The sequence below is a fragment of the Melioribacteraceae bacterium 4301-Me genome, assembly GCA_041538185.1.
Classification (GTDB): Bacteria; Bacteroidota; Ignavibacteria; order Ignavibacteriales; family Melioribacteraceae; genus Pyranulibacter; species Pyranulibacter aquaticus.
Map to the genome: position 1 here is coordinate 165,778 of JBGORM010000004.1, position 21,845 is coordinate 187,622.

Below are 21,845 nucleotides of genomic sequence, written 5' to 3' on the forward strand. Positions count from 1 at the left end.
ATTTTTGCCCTTAATTTATAAAAAAGAAGATATGTCAGAAATATAAATTTTTGCAGATATAAGTAAATTACTCAAGTTGACCGCCCAAAATAAATTTCTTTGGAATAAGCCACTAGTTGCATTAATAATACTAATGGCTTAAATGATATAAATATCTAATTGGTAAAAATTAGTGAAATTCGCGGCAAGATAAAGTTATTAAGAATAGGCGGTCAACTTAAGCAAATAAATTTCTTATGAAAATTATTTGCTATTAAAAACATAATTTTTAGGGATTACCACGATACCTGTCTCAGAAACTGTAAATCTTTTTCTGTCGGCTTCAATATCAAAGCCAATTTCAGTACCCTCTGGTATGTTAACATTCTTATCGATTATTGTTCTTCTTATGCGTGAATGCCTTCCTATTTTGCAATTATCCATTATTATTGAATCAGTAACGTAAGTGTAGCTGTTTACTCTAACATTAAAGCCAACAATTGACCTTTCTACAAGTCCACCTGAAATAATTGTCCCATCCGATATAAGTGAATTAAAAGCTCTGCCAACTCTTTCTCCTTCGTGCGAAACTGTTTTAGCTGGGGGATACTGCAGCTGCTTTGTTCTTAATGGCCATTCATTATCGTAAAGATTGAAATGAGGATTAACACTAATTAAATCCATGCTTGCAGCGTAGTAACTATCTATGGTTCCAACGTCTACCCAATATGGAGTATCCTTCTTATTTTCATCAACAAATTTGTAAGCAAAAATATCGTAATTATTTTTAATCATATATGGAATTACATCTTTACCAAAATCATGGTTTTTAATTTTATTAGCTTCCATTTTCAAAAGAACTTCTTTAATTATATCAGCACTAAAAACATAAATGCCCATGTTGACAAAAGAAGAATTTGGGTTGTTGGGAATTGTAGGTGGATTAGAAGGCTTTTCAACGAAGGATTTTATTTTAAACTGCTCATCAATTTCAATTACACCAAATCTGTTAGCTTGTTCTTTTGGTATATCAATAGCTGAGATGGTCAAATGTGCTTTTTTTTCGATGTGATATTGAATCATTTTCAAATAATCCATCTTATAGATATGATCACCTGAAAGTAGCAACACCCATTCATAAGGTTCATCTTCAATTAGATTTAAGTTTTGGTGAATTGCGTTTGCTGTACCAAGGTACCAATTATTACTTATCTTAAATTGCGGAGGGACAGAGTAAATAAACTCATTTAACTCTGGATTAAAAATATTCCATGCTTCGTACAAATGTTTGTTAAGAGAATCAGACTTGTATTGAGTAAGCACATAAATTTTTCGTAAGCCTGAATTTAAGCAATTGGATAAAGTGAAATCAATTATTCGATATTTACCTCCAAATGGCACGGATGGTTTTGTCCTATCTTTAGTTAACGGGAACAATCTCTCGCCTTGTCCACCTGCAAGTATCATTGTTAATGTTTTCCTTAAAATACTTGACCCTGTATAAATCATTTTTGACTCTTTGTTTGTTGACATATCAATATATCTATTATAAAATTTATTGGCAATTGAATTTGTGCACTTTGGATTATGAAATTGTTAAGCTTATTTTTGTTCATCTTATTAGCTAAAAAATATAAATAAAGTGAAACAAAAAACTGCTTTATTGCTTGGACTGTTATTTCTAACTATCGGCGCAATTGCTGCGATCATAATAATAGCAAATTATTCTGCTATTTTACATAAAGCTGAAAATTATGTTTCTAAAAACTATTTGTTAAAAAGCTTTGATGAGAAACTTTTGTCGGATTATTACTTGCCTGAACAATATGATTTAGATGTGTTGCACTATACTATACAATTAGATCTTTTTCCTGAACAAAAAAGTATTCGTGGAAAAATTACAATAAAAAGTCTCCTTAAAAAGGCATCTAATGAAGTCTATTTAAATTTTTATGATAATCTTGAAATAGAAAAAGTGCTTTTGAACAACAACTCAATAAATTTTAAGCGAGATAAGTTTCACTTAAAACTTTTTTCCTCAAGTTTGCTTAAAGATACTATTACTATTTACATAGAGTATTCTGGTAAACCAAAGAGTTTGGGATTTGGCTCATTTGAATTTGGTGAGGAGTCCGGGAAAAGTGTGATTTATACTCTAAATGAACCGGTTTTTGCTTCAACATGGCTGCCATGTAATGATTTGCCGACAGATAAGGCATATACTGACTTGTTTATTACTAACGACACTCCAAATGTCTCTGTTTCAAATGGCATTCTTATTGACCAAAGCGTTAACGGCAGTAGGAAAACATTTCACTGGAGAACATTATATCCAATCTCTACTTATTTAATTGCAATTTATTCAGCTCCATATAAAAGTTTTACTGATAAATTTATAACAGAAAATGGTAAAGTTTTGCCGCTTGTTTATTATGTTACTCCTGAAAAATTAAAAAATGCTAAAATAGATTTTGAAGAACATCCTCAGTACCTAAATTTTTTCACAAAAACATTTGGCGAGTACCCATTCATTAAAGAAAAATATGGAGTAGCAGAATTTTTATGGAATTACGGTGCAATGGAACATCAGACAATAACTGGGATTGGCTCTAAGTTTATTACCGGTAAAAAATTTTTTTCAGATATGTTAGTTCACGAATTAGCACACCAATGGTGGGGTGATGCAGTAACTCCCAAAACGTGGGACGATATTTGGCTTAATGAAGGATTTGCAACTTATTCAGAAGCGCTCTATTGGGAAAATTATGCTGGTAAAGATGCACTTATTTCTACAATGCAAAGTTTTTCTGGCAATTTTGATTCCGGGACACTTTATCACCCATTCGATAATATCTTTAATAGAATGGTCTACGATAAAGGTGCGTGGGTGTTGCATATGCTGAGAGGTGAAGTTGGAGACTCAGCTTTTTTTCATATTCTAAAAACTTATTATTACGAGTACAGATATAAAAATGCATCAACAAGAGATTTCGAGGACGTTTGTGAGAAAATCTCAGGCAAGAATCTTGATTATTTTTTTTACCAGTGGATTTACAAAGGCGTGGGAATTCCAAATATTGTTTATAAATGGGGAATAAGCTCTGCAGACAGCAAGTACTTAATTTGGGTAAAAATTTCTCAAATACAAAAGTCATTTAGTATATTTAAATTTCCTTTAGTAATTAGGTTTTATTTTGATGAGAATAATTTTAATGACGAGAAATTTTACATAACTACAAGAGATACAGTAGTTCAATTCAAAGCTCCACAATACGTAAAAAATATAAGGCTAAACCCAGAAAATTGGCTATTAGCAGTCATAAAACAAGAAAAACAAAAATAATTTTCGGATATTTGTTTAAGTAGACAAAAAGTTATTTTAACTGTTTGAGTGAGATTAAAACATATTTTTTTATATCAGATATACATCTGGGACTGCAACAAACCGAAATAGAAAAAGTCAAAGAAAATTTGCTGGTCAACTTTTTAAGATTTGCCAAAAAAAATTGTGACGAGCTTTTTATTCTTGGTGATTTGTTTGATTATTGGTTTGAATATAAGAGGGTAATACAAAAAGGTTTTTATAAAACTATCACTGCTTTAAAGGAACTTTCTGAAGAGGGCATTATAATTCATTATCTTATTGGAAATCATGATTTTTTACACAGAGATTTTTTTACCAAAGAAATTGGCATTAAACTTTATGAAAATGATTTTACAATTACTCTAAATCAAAAAAAGTTTTATTTAGGTCACGGCGATGATTTGGTTACAAATGATGTAGGGTATAAGATTTTAAAAAAAATTTTGAGAAATAAATTTCTTCAAAGGATTTATTCATTAATTCACCCTGACTTAGGCATAAAAATAGCAAGCTCTACAAGCAAGAAGAGCAGAAATTATACTAAAACAAAAAACTTTGGCGAGGTTGACGGCTTGCTTGAAGCAGCAAAAAAAATGATTGATGATGGTGTTGATTATGTTATTTTAGGTCATTCACATCAGAGAGAATTTGTAAATTATAAAAATGGCTATTACATAAACTTAGGTTCTTGGATTGAAAAACCATGTTATGGTAAATTTAAAGATAGTTTCGAAATTATTGAATGGGACTTAAATGGCCGGCTACAAACCTAAAAAGAACGCTTCTAAACGTAAAAAACATTACAAATTTTTTTTACTGTTAATATTGCTTATCGTCATTTTACTTGGATGGTTTGCTAATTATGTTTTTTCTGGTTTGCCTTCATTGGAAGAGCTGGAAAATCCAAAACCACAGCTTGCCTCTACGGTTTATAGTGCTGATGGAGAAATAGTAGGTCAATTTTTTAGACAAAACAGGGTTGAGGTCAGCATCGATAGCATACCACCTTATGTTGTGAATGCACTTATTGCAACAGAGGACAGAAAGTTTTACAAACACTGGGGAGTAGACCTTCAAAGGTTTATTCAAGCAATGATAAAAAACATCTTCTTATTTAGAAGAGAAGGTGCTTCAACAATTACACAGCAATTAGCAAAAAATTTATATGACCTAAAAGTAAAAAATGAAACCATTTTTGACACAATTGTTAGAAAAATTAGAGAGTGGATAACTGCTATTCAAATTGAAAAAACATATACTAAGCGAGAAATACTTGAGATGTATTTTAACATTTCGTGGTTCGGTCACGGTGCTTACGGAATTGAAACTGCCTCAAGGGTTTATTTCGATAAAGATGTCAGTGAACTTACCATTAACGATGCGGGTGTTCTTGTAGCTTTGCTTAAATCTGCTTACTACTATGATCCATTTGAACGCTACGATAATGCGCTAAGGAGGCGAAATTTAGTCCTTAGTAACATGGTGGATGCTGGTTTCTTAAGCGAAAAGGAATATATGAAATTGCGGACGGAGCCAATAAAACTATCTAATAAGAGAATACAAGAAGGAATTAGTGGGAAATTAGCTCCACATTTTCTCGAATATGTTCGTCAACAAATGACAAAACTTTCTCAAAAATATGGTTTTGATCTTTACAGCGATGGTCTGAATATTTACACCACCTTAGATTCTAAGATGCAACAGATAGCAAATAATGCCGTTAAAGAGCATCTTGATCCATTTCAAAAAGAATTTGATAAAAGATGGAACTGGGCACAGTACAGCGATATATTAAAAGAAATTGTCGACATCGCTATAAAAAAACGACCTGAGTATAAAAATGCATCAACACCTGAAGAACAAAAAGAAGTCTATAACAGCTTTTTACACAACAAAGTATTTATCGATTCAGTTAAAAACGAAGAACAAAAAATTGAAGTTGGGTTTGTTTGTTTGGATACTAAAACCGGCGCAATAAAAGCGATGATAGGGGGTAGGAATCAAAATTTTGCATACGGTCTTAATCACGTTACACAAATAAGAAGGCAGCCCGGTTCAGCTTTTAAACCAATAGTTTACACAGTAGCAATCGATAATGGTTTGTATCCAGCATATCCAATTCTAAATCAGCCATTTGATTACAACGGATGGAGTCCACAAAATTTTGATAAGTCAACTGGTGGATTTATGACTCTTCGGCAGGCATTAGCTAATTCGGTTAATATAGTAAGCGCAAGATTAATTATTGAAGGCCATGCAGAACTTTGGAAAATAGGCAGATTTGCAGAAAAGATGGGTATTAAGAGTCCATTAGATTTAGTTCCTTCAATTGTACTTGGCACCTCCCTTGTTTCACCTTTGGAAATGGCATCTGCATTTGCTACTCTTGGCAATAAGGGAATTTATAATGAACCAATATCAATTACTAAAATTGAAGATAAAAATGGAATTACTATCGCTACCTTTAACTCCCTTGCTAGCGAAGCAATACCTGAAGAGACTGCTTATATTGTTACAGACATGATGCGTTCGGTTATTGATGAAGGTACTGGTATCAGAGCAAGGTTAACATATAACTTTCAACGACCTGCTGCAGGAAAAACAGGTACAACTCAAGATTTTGGTGATGCTTGGTTCATTGGATTTACACCACAATTAACAGCGGCTGTTTGGGTTGGATTCGATGACCGCAGAGTTTCTTTTACTGGACAATATGGACAAGGCTCTAGAGCTGCATTGCCAATCTGGGCAATTTTTATGCATGATGTTTATGAAAAATTAAACTTGCCACTTGAAGATTTTACTCCACCTGCAAGTGGTAATGTTGTGACTGCCAAGTTTTGTAAGGAAAGCATTTTTGAATACGGAAATCCTAAACTTTATTCACCCGATTGCAGTTCCGGGGTCTATACTGATATTATAAATATTAGAGATTTGCCATCAACGTTTAATAAATACACTGATAGAAATGTAAAAGTTTTTGATAAATATATGGTTAATGATACAACACACCATGCTGTAGAGCTGAAGTGATTTTGTAATGAGAAAGTACTTATTTATTTTTGTCTAACTAAAAAACAAATGAGCCCGGATGGTGAAATTGGCAAACACGCTAGGTTCAGGGTCTAGTGCCGGCAACGGCTTGGGGGTTCAAGTCCCCCTCCGGGCACTCAGTTAATTAGAATAAAAAAGATTGTATCTTGTAAATACCTGCTTTAGCCCTCTTTATTTCGGCTTAAAATCTGCTTCATAAAGCTTTTTCTTAAACTAACTAAAGTAATTTTTTCTTATTGTTGTTGAACGTTATATTTAAAATCATTTTTAATTTTACTTTTGTATGACTTCAATAGTCAATTATGAATCTGCATATAACACAGCTGTTAAATTCACTTCTTCCCATTATGAAAACTTTCCAGTAATCTCTTTGTTTATTCCACCGACACTAAGAAAACACATTGCAGTTATCTATCAATTTGCTCGACAGGCTGATGATATTGCAGATGAAGGTAATTTTACAGCGGCAGAAAGATTAGAAAAATTAGAGAAATATGAGCAAGAACTTACAAACTCTCTTAATGGGAAATTCTCTAATTATTTTTGGGCCGCATTGAAAAATACAGTTGATTCTTTTAATCTTAATCCGCAAAACCTCTATTATCTATTAACCGCATTTAAAATGGATTGTACAAAAAAAAGATTTCAAGACTACAGTGAGCTGTTAGATTATTGCAGATACTCAGCTAGCCCAATAGGCAGAATCGTCTTAGAACTTTACGGAATACAAAATGAAAACGCTCTCATTTTTTCCGATTCAATTTGTACTGCTTTGCAGCTGACGAATTTCTATCAAGATATTAAGCGCGATTATGCAAAAGGCAGAATTTACCTGCCTTTAGATGAAATGAAAAAGTTTAATGTAAATGAGGAAATCTTTGAGTTAAGAAAAATAAATATTAATTTTAGATTACTTATGGAATATCAAATTAATAGAACATATAATTTGTTCAAAACGGGGAAAGGGATTTTAAGCTACTTATCGGGTAGACTAAAATTCCAAATAAAATGGACAATTTTAGGCGGAGAAAAAGTTCTTGAGAAAATAAAGAACATGAATTACGATGTATTAAATTTTCGCCCAAAGTTAAACAAGTATAATTACTTATATCTAATGATAAAATCGTTAGTTTGAAATGGGAAACCAATCAAAACAAATAGCCAAGCGAAGCCAAAGCAGTTTTTATTATGCATTTAGTCTGCTTAATCCTGTTAAACGAGATGCAATGAATACAGTTTACGCTTTTTGTAAAAGCACAGATGATATCATTGATGAAGGATATGAACCAGACGAAGTTCGATATGATAAATTGCGTAAATGGAGAATAGAATTAGAAAAATCTATAAAAGGTAACTCCGAATACCAGCTTCTTAATAAACTAGGGTTAATTATAAAACAATTTAATATTCCTTTAGAACCATTCTTTGAATTAATACGTGGAATGGAAATGGATTTGCAAAGGAAAAGGTATTTAACCTTTGACGACTTAAAAGAATATTGCTACAGAGTTGCATCAACTGTTGGTTTAATGTGTATTGAAATATTTGGCTACAAAAATAAATCAACTAGAGAATATGCAATTAATCTTGGTTTAGCTCTACAATTAACAAACATTTTAAGAGACATAAAAAAAGATGCAGACCTTGGCAGAGTTTATTTACCTCAAAACGATATGGTAAAATTTAATTATTCTGAGCATGATATTTTGACTGGCAAGTATAATCAAAATTTCATATCGCTAATGCAGTACGAAGCTAATAGAGCAAAAATTCTTTTTCAAACTGCAGATGCTAAATTAGACTTTGAGGACAAACCTTCCATGTTTGCTGCACGTGCAATGGAGCATATTTATAAAAAGCTGCTTAATAAGTTGGAGTCACAGAATTTTGACGTTTTCAACAAAAATATTAATGTAAATAAACTTGAAAAAGCAGCTATCTCACTTGGTGTTTGGGCTAAATATAGTTTAGTATATTAATGACAAAATGCATTGTGGTGGGCGGAGGTTTAGCGGGGTTATCTGCTGCAACTTTACTTTTAGAAAAAGGAATCAATGTCCACCTTATAGAATCAACTCCTAAATTTGGCGGGAAAGTTTATTCACTCTTAAATGAGAAATATGATGACGAGTATGATAATGGTCAACATATTTTAATGGGATGTTATTATTCAACTCTCAATTTTTTATCACGCATTAATTCTATTGAAAATCTTGAATTCCAAAAATCATTAAGAATACCTTTTGTGAAAAAGGGAAATTACTTTTTTTATCTTGACACTCACCCCAAGCATTATCCACTTAATCTTCTAAAAGGAATCTTGAATTACAAAGCTCTTACTTTTTATGAACGACTTAAAGTAATTGACTTTTTCATTGACTTGATTTTTACTTACGATGAAGACTTAGAAAATTTGACAGTCAAAGAATGGCTGGTTCTAAAAAAGCAAAATGCTAATGTATTAAAATCCTTTTGGAAAATATTAGTCATAGGCGCATTAAATACCGAGTTAGAAATCGCTTCAGCCTCACAATTTTCTTACATATTGAAAAAAATTTTTTTTGAAGGCAACGATGCATCAACTATACTTTTGCCAAAAGTTAGCTTAAACAAACTTTTTGTAAATAATTCACTTAAATATATTAGAGAAAAAGGAGGGAGCTTTACAACCTCAGAAAAATTAACTGAGGTAGTCTTAAATAATAGCAGAGTATCAAAACTTAAAACCAATAAAAAAAATTATTCTGATTTTGATTTTGTTGTTATTGCAGTTCCATTTTATTCGTTAATTAAAATAAAACCATTTGACATGCTTTATAAAGACAACGAAGGAAGTTTTACATATTCATCTATATTAAATGTTCATTTATGGCTTAAGGAGAACAATTTTGATGAGCCTTTTTATGGTATGATTGACTCACCAGTTCATTGGTTATTTAATCACAATAAACATATTACATTAGTTAGCAGTTCTGCTGATAAATTAATCAGCCTTTCTAATTTAGAAATCTTAGAAATTTTTTATTCAGAGTTAGAATCCTTTTTCCAATCTTTTAATAAAAAAAATGTAATTGATTGGAAAGTTGTAAAAGAAAAACGTGCAACTTTTGTACCTGATAAAAAAATAATTCACATCAGAAAAAAGATAACCTCTCCATTTAGTAATCTTTTTTTTGCAGGTGATTGGGTAGATACAAACTTGCCCTCAACAATTGAAAGTGCAATTTACAGCGGTCAATTGGCAGTAGAGAAAATAATTAACTAAATTAGTAATAGAGATATATAAGGAAATATTATTAGTAGTAAATGAATAAGAATAGATATTTAAATCTATCAAGTGAATAGATAGTTTATTTCATGTTAACCATTACATTGTTCACAAGGAGGAAGAACTAATGTCAACCCTAAAAAACAAACTAGCACAAAAAATTAATGAATGGCGTCCCCGCACTGAAAGGTTAGTCAAAGAATATGGTGATGTTAAGATTGGTGAAGTTACTATTGGTCAAGCTATTGGTGGAATGCGCGGAGTAAAAAGTCTTGTTACTGATATTTCATATCTAGATCCTTACGAAGGAATTAGATTCAGAGGCTATACCATTCCTGAGGTGTTAGAAAAACTGCCTAAGGTACCTAATTGCGAAATGCCGTATGTAGAAGGCTTTTTTTATCTGCTGTTAACAGGAGATATTCCTACAATTGAAGAAGTTAAGGAAGTACATGAAGAGTTTAACAAACGGAAAAAAGTGCCTCAATATGTTTTTGATGTAATTCGAGCTATGCCTCGTGATACTCATCCGATGACTATGTTCTCTGCTGCAATTTTAGCAATGCAAAGAGAATCTATTTTTGTTAAAAAATACCACGAAGGTATTAACAAAATGGATTATTGGGATCCATATTACGAAGATGCGATGAACTTGTTAGCTAAACTGCCGGAAATTGCTGCTCATATCTACAGAATGAAATATAAAAATGATGATATTATTCCACCCGACCCAAATTTAGATTTTGGCGGCAACTTTGCTCACATGATGGGCATTGGTAAACCTTACGACGATGTTGCTCGTCTTTATTTCATTCTTCACAGTGACCATGAAAGCGGAAACGTAAGTGCTCACACAGGTCATTTAGTCGCTAGTGCGCTGTCAGATATTTATTATGCAATCTCTGCTATGTTAGATGGACTTGCTGGGCCATTGCATGGACTTGCTAATGAGGAAGTGCTGCGATGGATTCAGGGTGTGATGGAAAAAATGGGCGGCAAGGTACCAACTGAAGAGGAAATGAAAAAATTTGTATGGGATACACTGAAAAGTGGACAAGTAATACCGGGCTACGGGCATGCAGTGTTAAGAAAAACTGACCCTCGTTACATGGCTCAAAGAGAATTTTGCTTAAAACATCTGCCTGATGACTTGATTTTTAAATATGTTGATATACTTTATAAAGTTGTACCGCCGATTTTAGTAGAACAAGGTAAAGCTAAAAACCCCTGGCCAAACGTTGATGCGCAATCCGGAGTGATTCAATGGTACTACGGCGTTCGTGAATATGAGTTTTACACTGTTTTATTCGGCGTAGGCAGAGCCTTGGGTGTTTGTTCTAATATTATTTGGGCAAGAGCATTAGGTTATCCAATTGAAAGACCTAAATCACTTACTACCGCGATGCTTGAAGAAATTGCAGCAAACGCTACTAAAAAAGTAGAAGCTTAGCGTTCTTTTTCTCTTTTTCTGCTTTAGTTCTGTAATGTAAAATTAAAAGTAATCTGAGATTCCACTTTGACATAAGTGGAATCTCTTTTTATATATACGGTGCTTTTATTTATTCAAATGCTTATTATTATTACTGTCTGATAATTGATTTAATTGACAGTTACAGCTTGTCAATTCAAAAGAAGAATTTTCCTGGTGAGAAATCTAAATTAAAAACAATACTAACTATTATGGTTAAATTAAAAAATTACTTTTCGGTTTTTTTAATCTTAGTTATTGCATTAATACTTCTTTTTACAATAAATGCAATATTTCAGAAACAACCCGGATTAAAAAAAGAAGAAATTGCAGGCAACGACTTCTTAAAAATTGTTGTTCCGCTGATGCCAAAAGAACTAAATTTTTGTGGCGAGAAAGTTCCATTGAATGATATTGATGTAAAGGAAAGATTTGAAAGGGAATTAATAGTTAATACCTATTGGCATTCTTCTACAATATTAATATTAAAAAGATCTACCAGATGGTTTCCTGTTATCGAGCCTATACTAAAAAGAAATGGAGTACCTGATGACTTTAAGTATTTATGTGCTGCAGAAAGTAATTTAAGTAATGCAACTTCGATAGCAAATGCTGTTGGATTTTGGCAGTTTGTTGAAAAAACTGCCAAGCAATATGGATTGAAAATAACAAAAGAGATTGATGAAAGATATAGTGTCGAAAAATCTACCGAAGCCGCTTGTAAATATTTAAAAGAAGCTTACTCAAAATATGGGAGTTGGACTATGGCAGCAGCTTCATTTAACATAGGCTTCGATAATCTTGATAAACAAATTGCTCGACAAAAATCAAATGACTATTATGATCTTTTATTTAACGAGGAGACTTCCCGCTATATTTTCCGCGTCTTAGCAATCAAAACAATATTATTGAATCCAGAAAACTATGGCTATATTCTTAAAAAAGATGATTATTATCAGCCAATACCTACTTATGAAATTAAAATTACTGCACCTATAAATGACTTAGCTGATTTTGCAAAAGACAATAGTATTAACTATAAATTTCTTAAGTACTTTAATCCATGGCTAAGAGAAAATTATTTACCGTTGCAAAAAGGGGAAAGTTACATTATTAAAATCCCTAAACCAGATGCAATTAATATAAGCTTGGAGTAAAATGGAAAACTTAACTAATAAACTTTCCAGAATAATTAGTGCGTTATTGGCCGGCGAAAAAGCTGCTACAGAAGAAACTGCTAACGAACTGCCAAAACTATTGGATGAATGTTTGCTGAATGTTGTTGAGTTAAATTTATTACATGAAAAAGAAATTTTAGACAAGCTTTCTCAAATTTTTTCTTACTTGTTTGCATCTAATTTGCATAAAATAATTGTAAGTAGAATTGATAAAGAAATTTACTTCCTTTTTGGAAAATCTTTAGTTAATGAAGTTGCATATTCTGACCAGTTCAAAAATATTATTTACGATTATCTCGATTTATTTAGATTGCCGGAATTTTTAACTAAAATTTATGGTGATAAAAGATGGGAAAAACTAATTCTAGATTTGATTATAGTTTCTAACTTTGATATAGCTTCCTTAGTAAGCCAGCGGTTGAAAAATTACTATAATAAAACTCTATTCAAAGTATTCGATAATGGGACAATAAAAGAATATAAATGGCGCGAAGTTAAGTCAATTATCGATATATATTCTAAATCATTACTTTCATTAATAACCAAACAGCAAAATAAATTTGTTGCTTTTTTAATGGAAAACTCTTTAGAAACTGCTTTGTTAGATATTGCCTGCTTGTCTTCTAAAATTGTAAATGTTATGATTCCAGCAAATTCAGTTTCTAATCATATATTATTTATACTGAACCAAACAAAAGCCTCAGTATTGTTTGTTTACGATGAGAAGGAATTAATAAAAATTAGATCAATTAGGAAAGAATTAAAACACTTAAAAATAGTTGTCTTAGTTAAAGGAAATGTTACTGATGAATGGGTAATTCCTTTCAACAAATTTATTGAAATGGCTAACCAGCACTCAGAAGAGGAGTTTAATCACTTTAAATTGGCTTTTGGCAGTTCTGATTTTGTTAATGATGTGGCTACAATAATGTATACTTCTGGCACTACGGGTGATCCAAAAGGAATAATGTTTTCTCAGTTGAATATAATTTATAAACGTTTTTGCAGGGCTATGGCTATACCTCAAATCGGTGAGAACGACAGATTTTTAGCTTACCTGCCTCTTTACCACACATTTGGAAGATATTTTGAATTATTTGGCTCACTTTTTTGGGGTGCAGAGTATTGTTTTATGGAAAACCCCTCTGTCGAAACTATGACAGAAAATATGCAATTGTTCAAACCTACAATTTTTATCAGTATACCTAAAAAGTGGATGCAGCTTTATGAATTTATTTCTACCAAAGTAAATATTGAAATAGATGAACACGATAAAATAAAATCTACAATAGAAAATATAACAGGCGGTAATTTAAAATGGGGACTATCTGCAGCTGGCTATTTACCCCCGGAAATTTTTCTCTTTTTTCAACGTTATGGCATTGAGTTAATGAGCGGTTTTGGTATGACTGAAGCTACTGGCGGAATAACTATGACCCCGCCAGGCAAATATATCGAAAATTCTTTGGGATGTGCGCTGCCTGGAATTGAAATAAAGGTTAATCCAGATGGCGAATTATTAATTCGTGGACCTTATGTAATGCTGGGTTATTTCGATGAAGAAAAAAAGAAAACTTTTGATGCCGAAGGTTGGTTCCATACAGGCGATATAATGGAAATGGATTCTAATGGATATGTTGAAATTGTAGACCGTAAAAAAGAAATTTATAAGAATATTAAAGGCGAAACTATAGCACCTCAAAAAATTGAAAACCTTTTTAGAGATTTCGAATTTATTAATCAAGTCTTCTTGGTAGGAGACCATAGACCATTTAATACAATTCTAATTAATCCTAAAAAAGAATTTGAAGAAACTGTGCTTGCCGAGATGACTTTTCAGCAGAAGCAAGAGTATTTTGCTTCTACTGTTGTCTCAGTAAATAAATTTCTCTCACCTTTCGAAAGAATTATAGATTTCCGCTTGATTGACAGACCATTTTCAGCTGAATATGGAGAATTAACGCCTAAAGGGACTTATAAACGGCGGGTGATAGAGGAAAATTTTAAATCAATAATCGAACAAATGTATGTGAAACCTCACACTCAAATTGAGGTAAATGGCTTAGAAGTTTGGGTGCCTAACTGGTTTTTACGTGAGAAAGGAACTTTGAGCCGCGATGTAGTGGCTGATAATTCTTTCCTTTTAATCCCTAAATTAAATTTGTCACTGCGAATTGAAAAAAAAGATAATAACCAAATTACAATTGGTAGTTTTAATTATACAGTTAACATGGAACATGTTGATATTCAATCAATATTGACTAACCCTTACCTTTGGCTGGGAAATTTTGAATTATATAGGTTTGCAGGCGAATCAATTTTTGAGTGGGTCCGACAGGTACATCATGACAAAAATATTAAATTTCATTCGGTCTCTAATGAACTAATCGATTGCTCACCTTTTATTGATGTTTTCAAAAAAATTTTTGAACAGAGAGAATATTCGCTGCGTGGACTTAACTTAGCATCTTTAATTATTCAGACAGATTGCCAAGAAGCAAAATTAGCATTAGTCTACATTTCAAATCTGCTGCAAGATTCATCTCAATCAATTTACAAAATAGCTTTAGATTTAATTCAAAGACCTCATCTGGGAAAATCTATTGAAATAAGAAGAGAAATGTTTTTAACGGCTTTAACTGCAAAAGATAACTTAAATACATTTAATCTTTTTAACACATTTTTGAATTTCGACTATGATTTGCTGAACGATTATGTTATTGAAAAAATTATTAAACTTAAACGTGATATAAACATTATAACTGTTACAGAAAATTTAATTGATAAATACACAGCAGAAGTTTCTAAAAATTTAACTAACACTTTTATTCCATCTCTTTTCAAGCTGTTGAAAGTTTACGGCAGTTATCATCCAGCATCCTATCAGAGAATTAGACAAGTTTTTGTTAAGTATATAACTATTGCTAAGCAAGCTCAGAATCGTGAGGATTTGAGCGAACTCTCAAAATTGGTTTCAATTAATCTTAATGAATTGCAAAATAATTTTAGGGAATGGTTGGGTCCAAATCAAACTATTGCAGTAGATTCGGAATCTGGCTATGAATACACTTGGGGTGATGTTATAACATTTGATGAAAATGTAGATTTTGGTGATAAAGAAATAATTACTGAGGCAATAATCGATACACCTCTTTTGAGAGAGGCAATATTTATTTTTTCTCATGGTAAACTAATTAGATTAGACGATATTTTCCCGCGCGGTATATGGATAAGTCACCTGCGAAGCTATCATGATAAGTCAGTTTATAGAATTTCAGTACAAACACGATTTTATGGCGGCTTTGAACTGGTATTGAATATAAATAAGAAATTGCCTAAAGAAAATATTCTTGAAGAGGTGAACTGGCTTATTTTAGCCGGCAGCCGGCACTTTTTACATGAATTTACAGAAGACTTTGGAGGGTATTGGGAAAATTATGATATGTGGACAGGCAAATATGTGCCCGGTGATACGGTTAAAAAATTCATTCAAAAAGAATTTAGAAAATCTGAATCGAGTGCTTCGCAGAAAGATGAATCAACTGAAGCAAAACTTTCTTTACTATGGCAGTTTTTTATATGGAACGCTGCCGCTGCCTATTGTAATTTTTGGAGGTTAACAGGCTATAAACTTCAACTTACTGATCCTTCACCAAATAATTTTATTATTCCGCCTCACGACTATCAGACAGGCACTAAAGTTGTTTCTTTCTCAGAAAGAGGTGAGTTCAGTTCATTGGTCGATTTCTTAATTAGTTTTTATAATGGTTTTGTTATAGAAATTGAAAAAGAATTTCCTTCATTAAAATCTAAATCGGCTTGGGATTATATTTTTTCCGGCATGTTAAACGCTGAAGGTGAAAGAAGTGGATTAAAATTACTGCATATGCTTAAAGAAGAAATTAGTAAAAGTGAACTTAATACTCAACTTAAAGAACTATCAGATAAATTAACTGAATTTATTGAGCAAGTAGAAAATTATGGATATATGCCTAAGCAACTCTTTTTTGCAATTAAGCGCTTTAAGAGATGGTTTGCTTTAAATAAGGATGCTGATTTAAGCGCACAAGCTACTATGCTCTATGACCTTTATGAAACATATTTCTTACCAGATTTGGAAAAGAACTTTCCGGAAACTAGAATTAGATTTTTCTTGGAAACGGTTTTTAGCGACTCTAATAATTCTCTTAGGAACGCTTTGTTCAATATTATGAAACAACAAAAATTTCATTTAATCACTAAAGATGAAGCTACTATCCGTCTGACAAATTTGCATTCGGAATTTAACTTAACAGAAAAAGAGAATTTCTTTTTAACTCGACTTACATACCCATTTCTTAAACCAACTGATTCTGCTGCTATAATTAAAATAAAAGCCGAGGGTCCAGAATCATCAAACTTGGTTGTACAATTGGTTGACTACGATGGTAATGTTTTCTTAATTCGAAAGCCAATCTCTCCAAAAGAAATTTCACGGCTGCATCAATTATTTATTGAGGCTAATTTGATTGTTAATTTTCGTCCAGAACATCAATTTTTAGTAGCACTTTCTGAAAGAGGATTTATAATTGGTGGTTTGTTTTATCTTCCAATTGATGAGAATACTGTACACATGGAAAAAATTGTAGTTTCAAATATGTATCGAAGAAAAGGTATAAGTGAAGGCCTAATGAATGAACTTTCAAAAAGGCTAAAAAACGATGGTTATAAATCGCTTACTACTGGTTATTTTAGGCCAGAATATTTCTACAGATTTGGTTTCAAAATAGAGAAAAAATTCTCTGGCTTAGTTAAAGACCTCACTGAAATTTAGTATTGTTCGAAGAATTAATTTTTATTTTAAGAAGCAAGTTTCCCCTGATGCCCCTTTTTATTAATCATAAATTTCTTTAGTGAAAAATTTGGGCTGCATATAATTGTTCGATGGAGTTGTAATCTTTTAAATAATGGACTCTAACGGATTCCTTGTTTTTAATTAGCCAATTCAATGCAATTTTTAATTTCTCTAAATCATTTTTGTCTAAATCCTGTGAACGAAAAATGCTGCCGTTAAAATAATCTTGAAGCGATATTGTAAAATCATCGTTTTCTAATTTCATTTCATTTTTTATTGTCATTTTACCATTTATAAGTAAAATATAGTCTGGGCTGTTATAACCCCTAATTTCGAAAAGAACTTTAGCTTTATTGATTGGTTCTGCTAATATTGAAGTTTTGTGTATTTGATGTAGAATTTCATTTACAAGGTCTCTTACATTTGCTGCCTCTTCATACTTTTGTTTTTGTGCAAGTTCTTTCATTCTGTTCAACAGACGATTTACAGCCCATTGGTTTTCACCGGCTAAAAATTCATAGACTAAATCCAATTCATTTTTGTAATCATTGTCAATATTTTGGACACAAGGAGCCAGACAGCGGTCAATATCGGCTAAATAACATTTTTTCTTTTTGCTGAATTCTTTGTCACTGCACTCTCTCAACCTAAAAGTTCTATCGATAATTTCTAATAAAATCTTTGCTGTTTGTTTGCTTGAATAGGGTCCGAAATAATCATTGCCGTCGAAAAAAAAATCATTTGTTTGAACTGCTGTTGGTGCATTATGAGTCAACAAAATCTTTATAAAGTAATTTTTAGAATACTGTTTAAGCATTGTGTTATAATGCGGGAAATGGATTTTAATTAACTCTGCTTCTTTTAACAAAGCGGTTAGTTCTGAATTAGTTGGAGTAAAGCCTATTCTCTCAGCTTTTCTTACTATTTCTTTTATTTTTTTGGGGGCATTATTTAAAAAATACTGCGAGACACGTTGCTTCAAAGATTTAGCTTTTCCGATATAAATTATTTTTTCTCTTTTATCTTTAAAAAAATAAACACCTGGAGAAGATGGTAAACTGCTTAAGTCATCAGCTAATTTTTTTTTGATTATTCTATAGACAAGTGCAGAGCCGGGAGTTTTCTGGAAATTAATTAAATCGCTTATAGTCTCGATATTATGTTCATTGCGCAGAAGGTTAAACATTTTTATAAAAATTTTGGCTGTAGCCATTGAATCGCCTAGCCCTCTATGAACATTTCTGTGTCTGATTTTAAGATGTCTTACTAAAATTCCTAGTGACTTGCTTTTGAGTTCAGGGTAAAGCCTGCGTGCAAGTTGTACTGTACATATTGAAGGATTTTGAGGCGGATTCAAGTATAGATTTTTACATTCGCTTTTAAGAAATGAATAATCAAATTGAAAATTGTGTGCAACTAAAACTGAACTGCCAAAAAATTTTTCTATTTCCGGAAATATTTTTTCAAAAGTAGGTGCTTTTACTAAATCCTCATTTGTTATCCCTGTCATCTCAGTAATAAAAGCAGGAATAGACATTTCTGGATTAATTAATGATTGAAAAGTATCAGTAATCTTGCCTTTTTTTATTTTTACAATTCCAATCTCAATTACTCTATCGTTAAATGGTGAGGTACCTGTTGTCTCAAAATCGAATACACAGTATTCACCGTCCTCAAACGGTACTTCGCTTATGTCTATTTCTTTCTTCATTTTTTATAGACAAATTTAAGAAAATAGAATTATTATATGCGTATGATACGATTAGTCAAATGGCTTTGTATAGTAAAGGTACAACTTGTTGTTATTCATTTTTAAGATGGAATCAAATTTCCAATACACTTAAAAATTATTTTAAAAATAATTTTTTTCTTGTATACTTATTAGTAAGCTTAATTATTGTTTATTTTAAATAGCAACAGCAAAAAATTAAGCTGGACAAATATAAATTTAGTAAAAGAATTTTATGAAAGAAGATAATTGTTACCATTCACAATATGATAAGGCAATAAAATGTATGATTTCTTAAAGTGGCGCATTTATTAAAACAATCCACTTTTCACTATTCATTTGATTTTCAATATATTTCACGTCCAAAGAAAAAAATTATGATAAAAGATTAGTGAACATAAATATTTTATTCATTGGAGATATAGTTGGCAAGCCGGGAATGGATATTGTTCAGATGTATTTACCTGGGCTGCAAAAAAAATTTAGAGCAGATGTTACGATTGTAAATGGTGAGAATGCTTCTGACGGAAAGGGCTGCACTGAAAAGGAAGCTAAACAGCTTTTTGATTTAGGGGTTGATGCAATTACAGGCGGTAATCATACATGGGATAAGCCACAATCTCAAGAATTCTTAAAAAAAGAGCCACGCTCTATTAGACCTTTAAATTATCCAAAAGGCACTCACGGAAACGGTTATTATATAATTTCAAATCATAAAGGGAAAGTAGCGGTACTGAATTTGCAAGGTAGAGCTTATATGAATCCGATAGACTGCCCGTTTAGAACATCTGACTGGATAATACCTAAATTGAAGAACGAGACGAATGTTATTATTGTAGATTTTCATGCTGAAGCTACGGCGGAGAAGCTTGCCCTCGCAAATTATCTTGATGGAAAAGTCTCAGCAGTAATTGGAACACATACACATGTCCAGACAGCTGATGAAAGAATTTTCCCCAACGGTACTGGTTATATTACAGATGTTGGTATGACTGGACCTTATGATTCTGTTATTGGAATGAAAACAGATGCAGCAATAAATAGGTTCTTATACCAGACGCCACAAAAATACCAGACAGCTACTGATAACGTTCATCTTTGCGGGTTGTTTTTTAAAGTTGATGGTCAATCAGGTAAAACTTTAGAAATAGAGAGAATATTTATGCCCGAATTTGATAAATTAGCTAAAAGTTCAGGATAAAAACTCAATGGCCGTGATTATTGATGGGAAAAAAGTAGCAGCACAAGTTAAAGCTGAGCTTAAAGAAAAAATAGAATTTTTAAAAATAAAGTACAATAAAGTGCCCGGTTTAGTTACTATACTTGTCGGTAATAACCCAGCTTCCTTAAGTTATGTTAATTCGAAAGTTAAGGCATGCAGGGAAATAGGCATAAACTCTGTGTTTGAAAAATTTGACGCAGCAATCACTCAAGATGAATTGCTTTCAATAATAAAAAAATATAACAACGACGAAAATTTTCATGGCATTTTAGTTCAGTTGCCTTTGCCCGAACATTTAAAAGAGGATGTTGTAATTGAATCTATTAATCCATTAAAAGATGTAGATGGATTCCATCCATATAATGTTGGTAATTTGGTAATTGGTAAAGATACTTTGTACCCATGTACACCTTATGGCATCCTTGAGCTTCTTTTTAGATATTCAATTAATCCAAGCGGGAAACATGTTGTTGTTGTTGGCAGAAGTAATATTGTAGGCAAACCAATAGCGAATATGCTGTTACAAAAAAAAGATGGTGCAAATGCTGTAGTAACTATATGTCATTCAGCAGCTAAAGATTTAACAATTTATACTAAACAGGCAGATATACTAATAGCTGCAATTGGGAAACCTCTTTTCATTAAAGAGGATATGGTTAAAGAGGGTGCAGTTGTGATTGATGTTGGGATTAATAGAATTGAAGATAACACAACAGAAAAGGGCTATAGAATTGTAGGAGATGTTGATTTTGAAAACGTTGTTAACAAAGCTTCTTTTATTACACCTGTGCCTGGTGGAGTCGGATTGATGACGGTTGCAATGCTGCTTAAAAATACTATAACAGCATTTGAAAAAATTGAATCACTAAAGAATTAATAAATATGAATGCATCAATAATTGACAAGGTTGTTTCGCAAGTATTTATTGAAAAGGCACTGCATGATTTTTACTGCAGGGGCAACACATGCGAAGGATGGGAACGTAATGTTGTGGACCAACCGACGGCAATTCAAAACATAATAAAAAATGGTGCTGATAGAATTGCAGCAGGTTTGGGAATTGGAGATGACCTGCATGACAAAAGCTTAGCTAAGTACATCGATCATACTCTCTTAAAACCTGAAGCTACAATTGAAGATATTAAAATATTATGTTCAGAAGCAAAAGAGTATGGTTTTGCCTCTGTTTGTGTAAATCCTTGTTTCGTGCCTATATGCCGAGATTTACTAAAAGATACTGCTGTAAAAGTTTGCACTGTTATAGGTTTCCCATTAGGGGCTACAACAACAGAAGTTAAAAGATACGAAGCTGAACAAGCCCTTGTCAACGGCGCACAAGAAATTGACATGGTGATAAATATTGGTATGCTTAAAAGCGGTAACTATGAATATGTTTTTAACGACATCAATCAAGTAGTTTTAGCAGCAAAAAAGCATAACGGCTTGTGTAAAGTAATAATTGAAACAGCATTATTAACTGATGAAGAAAAAATTAAAGCATGTTTAATTAGTAAACAGGCAAAAGCTGATTTTGTAAAGACGTCGACAGGCTTTAGTAAGGGAGGGGCAACAGTTGGTGATGTAGCACTAATGAAGTATGTAGTTGGAAGCAGTGTTGGTGTAAAGGCTTCTGGTGGAATAAGAACTGCAGAAGATGCTGCGGCAATGATTGAAAGCGGCGCTGATAGAATTGGTGCAAGTGCAAGTGTCAAAATTGTTAAAGGCGAAAAATCACCGGGTGGATATTAA

Annotated in this window: 14 protein-coding genes and 1 tRNA gene; 13 read left to right on the plus strand and 2 right to left on the minus strand. The window is 32.2% G+C overall.

All coding sequences use genetic code 11. The features are described 5' to 3' along the window. Positions 1-243 precede the first annotated feature (243 nt). Positions 244-1,488 (minus strand): glucose-1-phosphate adenylyltransferase, encoded by a 1,245-nt coding sequence (gene glgC / locus ABRY23_08535; protein ID MFA3783095.1) that lies wholly within the window; start codon positions 1,486-1,488, stop codon positions 244-246. Positions 1,489-1,621: 133 nt separating this feature from the next. Between glgC and ABRY23_08540 the strand changes: the two genes are divergently transcribed. The 10 genes from ABRY23_08540 (at position 1,622) to ABRY23_08585 (ending at position 17,124) form a co-directional block, all read left to right on the plus strand. Then, positions 1,622-3,322 carry a M1 family metallopeptidase gene (locus ABRY23_08540; protein MFA3783096.1) on the plus strand — a complete coding sequence of 567 codons (1,701 nt, stop codon included), beginning with the start codon at positions 1,622-1,624 and terminating at the stop codon, positions 3,320-3,322. Between the two features lie 44 nt (positions 3,323-3,366). After that, entirely contained in the window at positions 3,367-4,116 is a 750-nt protein-coding gene (locus ABRY23_08545; protein MFA3783097.1) for a UDP-2,3-diacylglucosamine diphosphatase, read from the plus strand. Next, positions 4,097-6,376: a penicillin-binding protein 1A gene (locus tag ABRY23_08550; protein MFA3783098.1), complete on the plus strand. Its 2,280-nt coding sequence runs from the start codon at positions 4,097-4,099 to the stop codon at positions 6,374-6,376. Before ABRY23_08545 ends, ABRY23_08550 begins: the two co-directional genes overlap by 20 nt. Before the next feature lie 52 nt (positions 6,377-6,428). Continuing rightward, positions 6,429-6,512 (plus strand) — tRNA-Leu (locus ABRY23_08555). Between the two features lie 168 nt (positions 6,513-6,680). Beyond that, positions 6,681-7,532: a squalene synthase HpnC gene (hpnC, locus tag ABRY23_08560; protein MFA3783099.1), complete on the plus strand. Its 852-nt coding sequence runs from the start codon at positions 6,681-6,683 to the stop codon at positions 7,530-7,532. 1 nt (position 7,533) lies between these two features. Next, positions 7,534-8,376, plus strand: coding sequence for a presqualene diphosphate synthase HpnD (gene hpnD / locus ABRY23_08565; GenBank protein ID MFA3783100.1), 843 nt, complete (start codon positions 7,534-7,536; stop codon positions 8,374-8,376). Continuing rightward, on the plus strand, positions 8,376-9,662 hold the full coding sequence (gene hpnE, locus ABRY23_08570; GenBank protein ID MFA3783101.1) for a hydroxysqualene dehydroxylase HpnE: 1,287 nt from the start codon (positions 8,376-8,378) through the stop codon (positions 9,660-9,662). The genes hpnD and hpnE overlap by 1 nt, the downstream gene beginning before the upstream one ends. 130 nt (positions 9,663-9,792) lie before the next feature. Continuing rightward, positions 9,793-11,115 (plus strand): citrate (Si)-synthase, encoded by a 1,323-nt coding sequence (locus tag ABRY23_08575; GenBank protein ID MFA3783102.1) that lies wholly within the window; start codon positions 9,793-9,795, stop codon positions 11,113-11,115. Positions 11,116-11,282: 167 nt separating this feature from the next. After that, positions 11,283-12,290, plus strand: a complete 1,008-nt coding sequence (locus ABRY23_08580) for a lytic transglycosylase domain-containing protein (GenBank protein ID MFA3783103.1) — start codon at positions 11,283-11,285, stop codon at positions 12,288-12,290. Position 12,291: 1 nt separating this feature from the next. After that, positions 12,292-17,124: a GNAT family N-acetyltransferase gene (locus ABRY23_08585; GenBank protein MFA3783104.1), complete on the plus strand. Its 4,833-nt coding sequence runs from the start codon at positions 12,292-12,294 to the stop codon at positions 17,122-17,124. Between the two features lie 76 nt (positions 17,125-17,200). Here ABRY23_08585 and ABRY23_08590 read toward each other — a convergent pair whose 3' ends face one another. After that, positions 17,201-18,856, minus strand: a complete 1,656-nt coding sequence (locus ABRY23_08590) for an exonuclease domain-containing protein (protein MFA3783105.1) — start codon at positions 18,854-18,856, stop codon at positions 17,201-17,203. A 409-nt stretch (positions 18,857-19,265) separates the two neighbouring features. On the opposite strand from ABRY23_08590, the gene ABRY23_08595 reads away from it, so the two are divergent. The 3 genes from ABRY23_08595 to deoC all read left to right on the plus strand — a co-directional run bounded on the left by ABRY23_08595 (position 19,266) and on the right by deoC (position 21,845). Then, positions 19,266-20,075, plus strand: a complete 810-nt coding sequence (locus tag ABRY23_08595) for a TIGR00282 family metallophosphoesterase (GenBank protein MFA3783106.1) — start codon at positions 19,266-19,268, stop codon at positions 20,073-20,075. A 7-nt stretch (positions 20,076-20,082) separates the two neighbouring features. Further along, positions 20,083-20,973, plus strand: a complete 891-nt coding sequence (gene folD / locus ABRY23_08600; protein ID MFA3783107.1) for a bifunctional methylenetetrahydrofolate dehydrogenase/methenyltetrahydrofolate cyclohydrolase FolD — start codon at positions 20,083-20,085, stop codon at positions 20,971-20,973. 194 nt (positions 20,974-21,167) lie between these two features. After that, positions 21,168-21,845 (plus strand): deoxyribose-phosphate aldolase, encoded by a 678-nt coding sequence (deoC, locus tag ABRY23_08605; GenBank protein ID MFA3783108.1) that lies wholly within the window; start codon positions 21,168-21,170, stop codon positions 21,843-21,845.

What these genes read in the sequence shown, in the direction of transcription:
- glgC (MFA3783095.1), bottom strand. Translation starts at nt 1,488, where the DNA reads ATGATTTATACAGGGTCAAGTATTTTAAGGAAAACATTAACAATGATA.
- ABRY23_08550 (MFA3783098.1), top strand. Translation starts at nt 4,097, where the DNA reads ATGGCCGGCTACAAACCTAAAAAGAACGCTTCTAAACGTAAAAAACAT.
- hpnC (MFA3783099.1), top strand. Translation starts at nt 6,681, where the DNA reads ATGACTTCAATAGTCAATTATGAATCTGCATATAACACAGCTGTTAAA.
- hpnD (MFA3783100.1), top strand. Translation starts at nt 7,534, where the DNA reads ATGGGAAACCAATCAAAACAAATAGCCAAGCGAAGCCAAAGCAGTTTT.
- hpnE (MFA3783101.1), top strand. Translation starts at nt 8,376, where the DNA reads ATGACAAAATGCATTGTGGTGGGCGGAGGTTTAGCGGGGTTATCTGCT.
- ABRY23_08575 (MFA3783102.1), top strand. Translation starts at nt 9,793, where the DNA reads ATGTCAACCCTAAAAAACAAACTAGCACAAAAAATTAATGAATGGCGT.
- ABRY23_08585 (MFA3783104.1), top strand. Translation starts at nt 12,292, where the DNA reads ATGGAAAACTTAACTAATAAACTTTCCAGAATAATTAGTGCGTTATTG.
- ABRY23_08590 (MFA3783105.1), bottom strand. Translation starts at nt 18,856, where the DNA reads ATGAAGAAAGAAATAGACATAAGCGAAGTACCGTTTGAGGACGGTGAA.
- folD (MFA3783107.1), top strand. Translation starts at nt 20,083, where the DNA reads ATGGCCGTGATTATTGATGGGAAAAAAGTAGCAGCACAAGTTAAAGCT.